13 protein-coding genes are annotated in these 10,874 nt (G+C 36.2%); 2 read left to right on the top strand and 11 right to left on the bottom strand.

The genetic code is table 11. From position 1 onward, the window contains the following. Window positions 1-337 precede the first annotated feature (337 nt). The 11 genes from TP70_RS06440 to TP70_RS06495 all read right to left on the bottom strand — a co-directional run bounded on the left by TP70_RS06440 (window position 338) and on the right by TP70_RS06495 (window position 8,713). Window positions 338-613 carry an antA/AntB antirepressor family protein gene (locus TP70_RS06440; RefSeq protein WP_044360447.1) on the bottom strand — a complete coding sequence of 92 codons (276 nt, stop codon included), beginning with the start codon at window positions 611-613 and terminating at the stop codon, window positions 338-340. A gap of 1,638 nt (window positions 614-2,251) precedes the next feature. After that, the gene (locus TP70_RS06445) at window positions 2,252-2,806 is read right to left on the bottom strand and encodes a pathogenicity island protein (protein ID WP_044360449.1); all 555 of its coding nucleotides are present in this window, start codon (window positions 2,804-2,806) and stop codon (window positions 2,252-2,254) included. 254 nt (window positions 2,807-3,060) lie between these two features. Beyond that, window positions 3,061-3,396, bottom strand: a complete 336-nt coding sequence (locus TP70_RS06450; protein WP_044360450.1) for a hypothetical protein — start codon at window positions 3,394-3,396, stop codon at window positions 3,061-3,063. A gap of 802 nt (window positions 3,397-4,198) precedes the next feature. Next, window positions 4,199-5,866, bottom strand: a complete 1,668-nt coding sequence (locus TP70_RS06460; protein ID WP_044360453.1) for a DUF927 domain-containing protein — start codon at window positions 5,864-5,866, stop codon at window positions 4,199-4,201. 4 nt (window positions 5,867-5,870) lie between these two features. Then, window positions 5,871-6,725 (bottom strand): primase alpha helix C-terminal domain-containing protein, encoded by an 855-nt coding sequence (locus TP70_RS06465; protein ID WP_169743611.1) that lies wholly within the window; start codon window positions 6,723-6,725, stop codon window positions 5,871-5,873. Window positions 6,726-6,799: 74 nt separating this feature from the next. Further along, window positions 6,800-7,099 (bottom strand): type II toxin-antitoxin system toxin TscT, encoded by a 300-nt coding sequence (gene tscT / locus TP70_RS06470; RefSeq protein WP_044360457.1) that lies wholly within the window; start codon window positions 7,097-7,099, stop codon window positions 6,800-6,802. Between the two features lie 2 nt (window positions 7,100-7,101). Next, window positions 7,102-7,311 (bottom strand): type II toxin-antitoxin system antitoxin TscA, encoded by a 210-nt coding sequence (gene tscA, locus TP70_RS06475; RefSeq protein ID WP_044360459.1) that lies wholly within the window; start codon window positions 7,309-7,311, stop codon window positions 7,102-7,104. 2 nt (window positions 7,312-7,313) lie between these two features. Beyond that, window positions 7,314-7,517 (bottom strand): hypothetical protein, encoded by a 204-nt coding sequence (locus TP70_RS06480; protein WP_044360460.1) that lies wholly within the window; start codon window positions 7,515-7,517, stop codon window positions 7,314-7,316. A 13-nt stretch (window positions 7,518-7,530) separates the two neighbouring features. Then, window positions 7,531-8,154: a BRO-N domain-containing protein gene (locus TP70_RS06485; RefSeq protein ID WP_044360462.1), complete on the bottom strand. Its 624-nt coding sequence runs from the start codon at window positions 8,152-8,154 to the stop codon at window positions 7,531-7,533. Between the two features lie 48 nt (window positions 8,155-8,202). Next, window positions 8,203-8,463, bottom strand: a complete 261-nt coding sequence (locus TP70_RS06490) for a hypothetical protein (protein ID WP_044360464.1) — start codon at window positions 8,461-8,463, stop codon at window positions 8,203-8,205. Further along, window positions 8,444-8,713, bottom strand: a complete 270-nt coding sequence (locus tag TP70_RS06495; RefSeq protein ID WP_044360465.1) for a helix-turn-helix transcriptional regulator — start codon at window positions 8,711-8,713, stop codon at window positions 8,444-8,446. The genes TP70_RS06490 and TP70_RS06495 overlap by 20 nt, the downstream gene beginning before the upstream one ends. A 167-nt stretch (window positions 8,714-8,880) precedes the next feature. Here TP70_RS06495 and TP70_RS06500 point away from each other — a divergent pair, with 167 nt between their 5' ends. Both TP70_RS06500 and TP70_RS06505 read left to right on the top strand, forming a co-directional pair. Then, window positions 8,881-9,519: an XRE family transcriptional regulator gene (locus tag TP70_RS06500; protein WP_044360466.1), complete on the top strand. Its 639-nt coding sequence runs from the start codon at window positions 8,881-8,883 to the stop codon at window positions 9,517-9,519. Between the two features lie 114 nt (window positions 9,520-9,633). Then, complete coding sequence (locus TP70_RS06505) at window positions 9,634-10,770, top strand: site-specific integrase (RefSeq protein ID WP_044360467.1); 1,137 nt, start codon at window positions 9,634-9,636, stop codon at window positions 10,768-10,770. Window positions 10,771-10,874: the final 104 nt, after the last annotated feature.

Consider the following 10,874-nt stretch of genomic DNA (forward strand, 5'->3'; position numbering starts at 1 on the left):
TTAATTCATTAATTTGTTATTTTAAAACGTGGGGTTTTCATCAATTCACAACACTTGATAACGCTTGATATTACACGTTTTCATAAATTTACATTAATCATCATTTCACATCATTTAACAACGAACGTATTCAAAACGTATTCAAAAACGTATTCAATTCCGCATGCGTGAGATATACATACATAGCCTTTTTTAACTACATACATATGATAATTAATCCCCCCTTACGTATTCATTTTTAGTATTTCTTAGTATTTTGACCTACATAATTGATTAGGATACCCAAGTTTTAAGGGGGTAACGATTCGTTCAGTCCTATACCACTTCTATAAAACCACTACCCTGATTCAGGGAACAGGTTCTGTCCACCAACAGACGACGTTATATGGTCGGTTTGATTAGTGTAAGGATTACGTGGATTATTGGTTAGACTTTTTTGACTAACCAAAATGTAATCAACATTTTCTTCAAAACCATAGCCAATCATTCGCCCAATCCATTTTGTATATTGAGTCTCAATTCTCAACCTTTTGTGCAATTCTCTACCACTTACTGTGATAAGCCACTTTATTTTAGAAAACGGAAATATCAGTTCTCTAATAACACCAAGCACTTATATGCACTAATAATTAAATTTAGGGAGTTTCTTAAGAAGAAGAGTGAGCGTCGTTCTTTTAACTTCTCTGCCACATACCCGTCATTTGAAGCGGGGGACTATCGACGCCAAGTACATTCCTAAAACGAGAATATAGTACGATCAAAGTGCATAATTGCGTGCTGATGTTGCACCTCTTCTAAATCAAAGTTCAAATGCGAAGCCTCTAATCAAAGTGTAATTTTGCAAAAACCAAATTTGGTTTCTGTAACTTATGAGACTAAACCACAAATGTGAGTTATCTAAAAAGCGTAACCAACACAATTTTGTGTTTACTAAGTAATAACCCAACATTCCCCAACATAGTGAGTCATATTACCTTGAGCTGTTGCTCTTTTTTGAGTAAGAGCTATACCGCTTCTGAAAATACATGTACCTTTCCTAATAACACACGAGGAAACATTCATATTGAGTGATTAGGACAAACCAAATATGGATACTCCTATAACGACTCCTCAATTTTGAGTAGTCCGCTAATGTATTAATTCTTGCTAGCAAAATCTAGCACAATGACGTCTGAACAACCGTAGTTATAAATACACTTGTTACACAAACCACCTTGCTATATTAACCATGTGATTTTAATAAGGATAGTTGATATAGTACATTCCCCAAAAGTGGGGAAACCTTTACATAACCTTACCATTTTTTTCAATTCTTCGTACCTTACTAAAACCTTACTATTTTTTAGTAATAAACTAGCTGATTTATCTATATAATCATCACTTTTGTTTTTGATAGAATATCCTGCATCAATATAAGCTTTACGTTGGCTTTTTCCTTCGATGAGCCATAAAAATAGAACAACCTTGCACAAACCTTGTAGTTTTCATCTGCATGAACAATTCGTTCGGTCAGCTAAGGTAACGATTCGTGACGTTAGGTGGGATAACGATTCGTTCAGTCAGCGTCCCCAAATTAGGTACGCAGGCTCACGCACTAAAATGGTTCATTAGATGTCGCATTATCAAACACCGCTTCTGTTAAACATCATATGTACCAATGATTAGACCTGTCGCTTTTGCGTAGCTTTATAGACACGTACACAACAAAAATTGCCCGAATAGGCTATATTCTGTATCTTAACTTTAATTATTACTACCTTTGGGAAACCTTTGGGTTTTTGCTATCCACTCATATTGATGTTATCTGATTAAATAACAAGCAATAAATGCACTCGTATTCATCATATTTAGCTTTTATGATGAGTAAGATTATTGAAGCGGAAGCCCCTTATATAGACCTTACGGATTATTTCGAAAGCATATTAAAAAGGCTTACTACACGTCATGCGTGTTATAAGCCTCATATAAGCGTGTTAATGATTTCTAATGTTATTTACTACAATTTATATTATCGTTGAGTATGGTGGCTCTGTGTGAGTTTTAGAGTGTGTTTTAATACGTCTTTATACCTACTAGATATCACTAGCATTTCAACATTTCTCAACTATTACCCCCTTTTCATAAAGTACATTCTTGATTGCAAACGATTGACCCGCACCGCTCCCAACTCAATACGACTAAATGAATAGTGGTAGGGGGTACCTTTCAATATACCCTTTATTATCGTCCGGTCGTTAAATGCTATACGGCTCTAGGAATACAGCCTTATCGTCCGGTTATTGTCCGCTTCGACTGATTCTTGTTCAAGATACTGCTTAATGCGATTACGTCTTTCAATATTCACTACTCTGTGCTGTTCATTTTGACGTGCTACCCGCTCTTTAATATATTTCTGGTGTAAATCTACCTGTAATCGTTCTATGACGTCACAAGGCTTGTATTCTCCATATGAACGCATGTACTTAATTACTTTGTTTTTGTCATGCTCTGTGTATGTGATTAGCACCTCGTTTAATAGCTTTATGTTGATGTCTGATTGCTCTCTATAATGCCATAGTGCTTCCTTTTCCTCAATGATGTACATAGCAAGTTTATCAATAGGGTACGATACCGAAATAACGCCTCTCACTTCATCACATGTGGTAGTCGATGTGTTTAGATCATACATTGCGTTGATTTGTTGCTGACATGCTTTAATCTTACGCTCAATAAAGAAAGGATTGAACTGCGTTAAAAGTTGATGTTCTGAAACTTTGTTATCAACATGGCGATAATATAATACTTTCTTACGTCTCTTTAACTTCATATACACACCCCTATAAATTGAGAATAGCCCACCCATATAGGCAGGCTTTTTTGAAGCGGTTTATTAACTATTAAAATCATTTGTGCATGTGTGGGGTCGTATGTGAATAGTTCACACTAAATATCGAGAAAAGATTCCCCGCCCCGTTCCCCAAAGTGCTATTTATTACCAAATTATTTAAGTGGGGGATATTGAATCTGTAACACTAAAGCTTTGGTATTGAAGCGGTCATCGCAATCAATACTTTACCGCTTCTATATTTCCAAGTTTTTAACCGCTTCACGACGTTTAATACTTCCGTCAATCAATCGAGTTAGGCTTTGGATAGCTTGTAACTTTTCCTCTTCGGTACTAATCATGTAGTAACCTCTATGTTCACGGGAATAGCTACAACCAATGGGATAACCGTAGATCGTTGTTAGTTCACTTATTATTTGACGCACCCAACGTTCCTTTGACGATGTCTTTTCATATCCCAATTGATTAAGTATTTTCTCTTTAGTAATATATTTATTCGGTGCATTGATTACCACGTTGAGGACTTGGCGGTGTTCTTCGGGTAACTCTTGCACCTTTTCTTTTTTTGTCATTGAACCACTCCTTTGATTAGGATTACTAGAACCGATATGTCGACTATATTCATTTGTAAAACGAGTAATACTACCGATAAAGCCAGTGTTAGTAATGCACTAAGCGATTGACATTCGATTGAAATCAGTATTATCAATACTTTTGAGGCTTTCAGTACCACGAGTACCACCAATTTTAAAGGTAACTTGATATAACATGGTTCCATATCTAGTTCCATTTAAAACAGCTAAGTTCCAACCCTTATGGAACCAACCCCAACTTACTCTCCCAATGGTTTGAACTGGACGGTTCCAAGAGTTCCATGCTTTTTTTCGACTGTATAATATATATAAGTAGTAAGTATAGAGATAACCTTTATATAATATATATTCATAAATTATATGGAACTAATAGGCTTTAACCCTTGATGTATCAATATTTAATTGGTTCCATATTCCCAAAATAAACTTGGAACCAACATGGAACTTATGGAACTATATGCCGTTATAGTCTGAATGCCACTGACTAACGGTCACACCTTAGTACCACTGCGGTACCATGATTTATAATAGATAGTGGTACCGCTTGATGTCAGTAGTACCAATACATAGAGCCATTCGGTACCATGAGTACCACCATTTTTTTCAAATGTATAATATATACATATAGTAATAAGTGTAGAGATAACTCTTATATAATATATGGTTAATAAAATAAGTGGTACTCGTGGTACTATTACGTTGTATCCCTTGTGCCACAAGAGGTTGAACGGTACCACTTCCCACAAAATTAGGTGGTACCGACGTGGTACTCGTGGTACCGCTAATAACTTTCTTTTTTAAAATCAAACCCAAATTCCTCAATAACACTTGTTTTTATCGCATAACCACGATACCTTACGCCTTTATACTTTACTTGCCTTACAATACTTTCTTTTCCTGTTGCGAGATAGCCTCTATTTCGCCATTCAGTAGTTATGGTATGAAATTCATGACCTAGATGACTTTTAACACTATCGGTAAGGATACATAGGTAATCCTTATTAAACACTGCTTTGACTACACCATTAAATACTGCTCCATAGTTAGCACCCGTTATATGATTTCTTTCTGCGTCTAATTTTTCTAGCAAACTCTCAAGCAATTGTTTAGGCTTATCAATATTCTTATTGGTTTCCAACATGTTACTGTATGCTTGGGCTATTGTGATGTATGGATCGTGTTCAAAACCGTCAATGTCGTTGATAATCTCGCCAGCAACTTGTAATAAGGCGAATGCTCTTCCTATTCTTGCCATGATTTCATTACTACCTGCTTTTTCAATAAGACGCTTCTCATGGCGTTTAAACGAGGCGTAGTACGTTTCTTTATCAGATTGGTATTGTTCTATGAATGCAAGCCCTAACGTGCCATATTGATTGTTTATGCCCTCATATAGGTCAATAAACGAAACATTATCAGCAAATGGGTTTTCTTGTAGCGTAACCACTCTTGCTCCGATACCTGCTTTTTCATTGCCATTATCAGCTAAGGACGTCTCTCCCGTTGAAATCATTATGTTTTGCCATGTACGTTCAACATCAATACTCCGCTTGTTGCCACGTCCTTTTTCACGACCACCACTAAATTGGTATACGACATCAGCTATCATGTAGGGATTCGCTTTTCTTGAGTCATCAAGGTATAACGGAAAGCTATTTAAGAATGCCGATTTACGTTCGATGCCCACTCTTGTTATATTCCATTCACTTACTAAACCTTGTTTACCCCATACACTACTAGCCACTTTTAAAGCTGTTGTTTTACCACGTGAACTTGCACCGCTTAAATCAACAACAAAAGGTTCAACATTAAAGTCATGAAGCAATATAGAGCCACAGGAAGCATACAAGAACATCATTGTTGGGTTAGAGTCTAAAATCGGCTTAAATACACTCTGTGCATACGCTTGTAGCGTTCCTTTTGTTTGAAACTGGTCGGCAATCTCTTTATAGCCCGCTTCATGGATAACAAGTTCCATATCAGAATCTATGTTTAGTGGGTGTATAAAATGGTTTTTAATATGACCTAGTCTTGTGACAACACTTGTAATTGGTAATGGGTTCATACGCATATACATACTGATATAATTAACCAAGTCATTACGATTGGTTGTAGTCACATCAAAGCCCCTATTAGCCAGCCCAATTAAATGTATATTGTCCACTAATTCACGAGCGTAGACAGGCATTTTATAAGTTTTATTATTGTTATCAAACGTCAACTCATATGTGAACTCATTCGTTTCAATGTCTCGAAATCTCTGTGTGATGAATGGTGGTGTAGAAGTGATTAGCTTTGGTACAACGTACTTATTTTCTCCCTTACCTTTTTCAATTACTTTGTATAGCCAACGATTTTCTCCAACTTGATAGCCTGTGGGTATATTATTCGCACTATCACTTTCAGCGTTATTTATTAATTCTTTAATATCAACAGGAAGTTCAGCCACTAAATCACTCCTTTCTTGTGTGTCTCAAATAAATACTCTTGAATGTCTGATTGATTTCTTTATCGCTAATAGCTGGTTCACATTGCTTTGACCAGCCGTAAGCTAATCCATAAACAAGATTAGGGTCGACACGTTTACTCAATAGGTGTCCTATAACCTGTGTCAGTGCCACGTTACGCTCCCCACTGCTAACACCCATACAAATATCTTTCCAATGCTCTGAATCACGCTTATTATGCCTTAAAACGATTGGTTGCGATTGTTCTACTGGTTCAGAAGCGGGATACATCTGTAAGCAACTATCTAATTGATCACGTGTAATAAATGGTGCGTCATTAATAAACCAATGATATGGCTTGTTCTTATCCTTAATAACAGGCAAAGCGGATAATTGAACAGGCTTAAAACACGACTCGTCTATTGGTTCGCCAATATATCTAGCTAATGCACCAGCGTATGTGGTGTATTCTTGAGGCTCTAGAATATCGTCAACAGGCACGAGCAAACGGAATCTAGGTGCTAGATTGCTATCTTGTGGGTCTTGCACGTCACGGTGCCTATACGTGCTATACATGAAGTAAGAGAAGCGGTTCAACTTCTCTTGTATAGCCTTAATGAACCGCTTCATATCGTCTATATCGTCATAGTCTAGTGAAAATACTTGTCGATACATGACATACTCGTTTTTACGTCTATGATGTAATACTTCTCCTGTCTTTTCGTCTACACCCTCACTGATGTCTCCATATATCGCCAACTTGTTTGCATACTTATCACTAGAGTGAATCACTGGACGAGTCAGAAACTCGCACCATTCAGACCATTTAATTTCTTTAACCTCATCTGTACCCTTAGACATCAAATTTTGATATAATAAGATGTGAAGTGTATCATCATGTTTTAAGTGGAACATGGTGTAACACCCTTTCATAATTAATTTTGTGCGTTATCTTTGCTTTGGTCGGCGGAAGATGACGCTTTTTCTATGTCTTTAAACTCGTTTATCTTCTTGTCTAACCTACCAGTGTACATGTACAACAAATCGAATAGCTGTTCACAGTGAATGCGGTGTTCATTGTACGCATATCCATATCTTTGTACTTCTTCCATACTTTTAAGTCTATCCGTAGTAAATACATCATCAATAAACCAGCTATGCGTTGAAATTACATCTTCTAATTTCTCTTTAATAATCTCAATTTCTTCCATAAGCCATCTAATTTCGATATTCATACCTAGTATTCCTCCATAATTGCAAAATTGTTTTCTAACTGTTGCATTGCCCATTTCATGGTTGACTCTAAATGTTCCTCACGATCAACTGTTTCATACCATTCAGCATTACCCTCTCTAACCTTATGCGTGTATTCTGTTGCCTTGTCCTCAATGACCGCTTCTAATGTGCAATAAATATCAGTTAAGACCTCATTTTGTTGTTGGTTCATAATTAAACACTCACTTTCACTTTATTTTTGATTTCTTTAATACGTGATAAATCTAATTCCATACATGCCAATGTCACATGCTCACTCACGTCTTTAAAATGCTCTCTAAAGACATCAGGTGCCATGTTAAGCAATAGATTGCCTTTAGTGTCCTTTATGTTTATCCAGCCTAATAGACTGCGTGTGATTACTACTTGTTGTTTCATCATCTCAACCACCTTACGCTAATTTCTGATTATTACTGTACTTGCCATAAATATGCTTGCCGACAGACAAAGGAAGATTATATTTTTTAACAAACACCATGAACTCTACCGTTTCATCTAATATTTGTTGTCTTAATGCCAACATGTCCCTTGTCATATCCCCCTTTTTAATCATCTTAGAGAAGCCAAATACATTCGATACTGCCTTGTTGCTAATTGTTTGTGCTTTCAAATAATCTTTTTGAGAGATACCCTCAATACCATTCTTTAAGGTGTCCATAGCTTCTTTTTGCTTTTGCTTATCTAACATTCGGAACGTTTCATAACCTTTAAGACCCGTTGCTTGGCGTAACTCTTTGATTACTTGCTTAACCCATTGCTTAAATTCTTCAGCTTCTTCTCGTCTACTATTCCAAATTGCCTCATAAATGCCTACTTCTGAAATAATTACTGCTTTTTGCTTACCTCTAAGGGTGTCCACATTATGGACATCTTTTTCTGACACATCTAACAGCCTAGCCATATGTGGTGTATGCGAATAACCTAATGCTTTTGCTACATCACTAGCTACTGCCCAATACTCGCCGTCTTTCTCGATAAATCGAATTTCTTTCTCGTTGAAAATCTGTTTAATCATTTGTTATCACTCCTACACATTGATTTACTCTCTCACGCATGCGGGCGTTTATTGTTTCAATGTTTCTAGTACTTGCTCAATGTCTCTGCGATCGTAATACCATGATTTACCTTGCTTTCTTTTGGTTAAGCCTGCGATTTCCCACTGTTTAATGTCTTTGTGGGTGCAACGATACTCTTCCATAACCTCACTTTGCCTAAGCCACCGCTTCTGCTTTTGTCTAACCCTTTCTAATGCCAATGTTTCTGCTAATCTCACAATATCTGCGACAAGTTGCTGACTTGCTTCGTTACTTAGTAGTTGTGGCACGGTCGTTCAACTCCTCGATTAAAACGTATTTAAAATACGATTGTTCTTTTAAAAAAATAATCTCATCAATTGAGACTTCTAAAGATTCAGCTATTTTAAATGCGTCTTTAGGTTTAATCATTTCCGGGTTGTTTTCCCAAATGTTATAAGTCGACGGAGAAACACCCAATTTCTTAGCAAAAGATATTTGAGTGTATCCTTTTCTTTTACGCCATTCATCTAACTTCAAACTTGTTTTAGCACTTCTCATTTTTTACCTCCTCACTAACGTTATGAACAAAGTATATCGAATTATAAATACGTTTGCAATGATTTTATGTAATTTATTTCTGATTAATCGTATTTAAGTTGTTGAAATTATGATTTTTCATAGTATAATGTAAGTGTTAAGTCTCTGTTTATAAGGAGGGGTAAAAAATGGCTTTTAAAAATTCTATAAAAGAAATTAGATTAAATAACAGGTTATCAAAAGTTGAAATGGCAAAAAAGCTAAATGTTTCTGAGGGTACTATAAGAATGTGGGAGAATGGGAAAAACGAACCTAGAATGGGGATGGTCGAAAAAATCGCCAGTTCATTCAATGTATCTAAAAGTTATCTTTTAGGAGAAGTAGAAGAATCTACGTTACCGGAATTCGATAATGAAATCGAAATACCATATTATGGTAAAGTTTCTGCAGGCAATTTTGAAGAGGTTTCTATTGATAGTGAGACTATTAAAACACCTTCATTTGTATATAATGGGCGAAACCCTAATGAATGTATTGCGTTACAAATTAACGGTGATAGCATGAATAAGGTTCTAGCTAACGGGTCATACATAGTCGTACATGACTATAGAAAAACTTTAAACCGCAGACTGAACAGTAATGACATCTTAGTGTTGCGTATAGGTGGAGAGTACACAGTAAAACGTGTTAGGTGTACAGAAACCAAGTTGCATCTAGACCCCGAAAGCTATTCAGACGAGTTTAAAACAAATTCATATGACTTAGACTGTTTAGACGAAATCGAAGTGATTGGTAAGGTTATTTATAATTATCAAACTTTTGAGTAACCCCATTGAACGAAAACTTAATGTACCCTCTAATCATCACACCATGAGGTAGCCATTCCTTAACGGTGTGTCAATCCAATCTCACGCATGCGGGCAACAGAGAGGGTTGATTTTATGATTAAGAAATACAAAAAGAAAGACGGTACAACTGCATATATGTTTACTGCATATTTAGGTACCGATCCAATTACTGGAAAGCAGAAGCGGACGACAAGACGTGGCTTTAAGTCCGAAAGAGAGGCAAAAATTGCTGAAGCTAGGCTACAAATAGATACACAGCATAATGGCTTTATGAGTACGGATATAACGACGTTTGAGGAAGTCTATAAGCTATGGATAGAACAGTATCAACATACAGTGAAAGAAAGTTCCTACTTAATCGTTTTGACAATCTTTCGTACTGCTATTCTCAAACACTTTGCTAATATTCCCATTAAAAAGATTACAATCCCTTACTGTCAAAGCGTCATTTATGAATGGGACAAAAAGTACTCGAACGTAGCACAACACCGTATATATGCTTCTTGTGTACTAGATTATGCGGTAAAGCTGAAGATCATCACGGATAATCCTTTTAAACATACGAAACTACCACGAAAAAAAGAGACGCCAAAAGACGACTCTTTAAAGTATTACAACAGTGATGAGTTGCAACAGTTTTTAAGTTTTACTGAACATGACCCATTATACCACGCTATGTTTCGTACGCTAGCATTTACAGGCTTTAGACGTGGCGAGTTAATGGCATTAACATGGAATGATGTTGATTTTAATAATCAGACAATCACAGTCAATAAAACATATGCTATTGGGTTAGAATACAAGCAAATCATACAAGAACCTAAGACGAAATCATCTATAAGAACAATCAGTATAGACGATAAAACCGCTTCTGTATTAAAAGCTTGGCGGACATATCAACGTGTTGAGTCGCTAAAACATGGATACAACACATCAGATAAGAGCCAACGTGTTTTTACTAACATAACAACCAACAAGCCATTATGTAATAAATACATCAACCAAGCACTTATTAGGATATGTAAAGAACATAATTTCAAACGCATTACGCCACACGGCTTTAGACATACGCACTGTTCATTGCTATTTGAAGCGGGTGCTACTATTCAAGAGGTCAAAGATAGACTAGGTCATAAAGACATACAAACGACAATGAACATCTATGCTCACGTTACTAAAAAGCAAAAAGAAAACGTGGCAGAAAAGTTCGCAAACTACATCAATTTCTAGTCGAACGTATTCAAAACGTATTCAAATGCAAAAGCCTAATACCACAAACCGCATAATGACGGGGTTTATAGACCTATAATTATGTTAATTCATTAATTTGTTAT

Origin of the sequence: Staphylococcus microti (genome assembly GCF_000934465.1) — a bacterium.
GTDB classification, from domain to species: domain Bacteria; phylum Bacillota; class Bacilli; order Staphylococcales; family Staphylococcaceae; genus Staphylococcus; species Staphylococcus microti.

What these genes read in the sequence shown, in the direction of transcription:
- tscA (WP_044360459.1), bottom strand. Translation starts at nt 7,311, where the DNA reads ATGAACCAACAACAAAATGAGGTCTTAACTGATATTTATTGCACATTA.
- TP70_RS06495 (WP_044360465.1), bottom strand. Translation starts at nt 8,713, where the DNA reads ATGAGAAGTGCTAAAACAAGTTTGAAGTTAGATGAATGGCGTAAAAGA.
- TP70_RS06450 (WP_044360450.1), bottom strand. Translation starts at nt 3,396, where the DNA reads ATGACAAAAAAAGAAAAGGTGCAAGAGTTACCCGAAGAACACCGCCAA.
- TP70_RS06445 (WP_044360449.1), bottom strand. Translation starts at nt 2,806, where the DNA reads ATGAAGTTAAAGAGACGTAAGAAAGTATTATATTATCGCCATGTTGAT.
- TP70_RS06500 (WP_044360466.1), top strand. Translation starts at nt 8,881, where the DNA reads ATGGCTTTTAAAAATTCTATAAAAGAAATTAGATTAAATAACAGGTTA.
- TP70_RS06480 (WP_044360460.1), bottom strand. Translation starts at nt 7,517, where the DNA reads ATGAAACAACAAGTAGTAATCACACGCAGTCTATTAGGCTGGATAAAC.
- TP70_RS06485 (WP_044360462.1), bottom strand. Translation starts at nt 8,154, where the DNA reads ATGATTAAACAGATTTTCAACGAGAAAGAAATTCGATTTATCGAGAAA.
- tscT (WP_044360457.1), bottom strand. Translation starts at nt 7,099, where the DNA reads ATGAATATCGAAATTAGATGGCTTATGGAAGAAATTGAGATTATTAAA.
- TP70_RS06505 (WP_044360467.1), top strand. Translation starts at nt 9,634, where the DNA reads ATGATTAAGAAATACAAAAAGAAAGACGGTACAACTGCATATATGTTT.
- TP70_RS06465 (WP_169743611.1), bottom strand. Translation starts at nt 6,725, where the DNA reads ATGTCTAAGGGTACAGATGAGGTTAAAGAAATTAAATGGTCTGAATGG.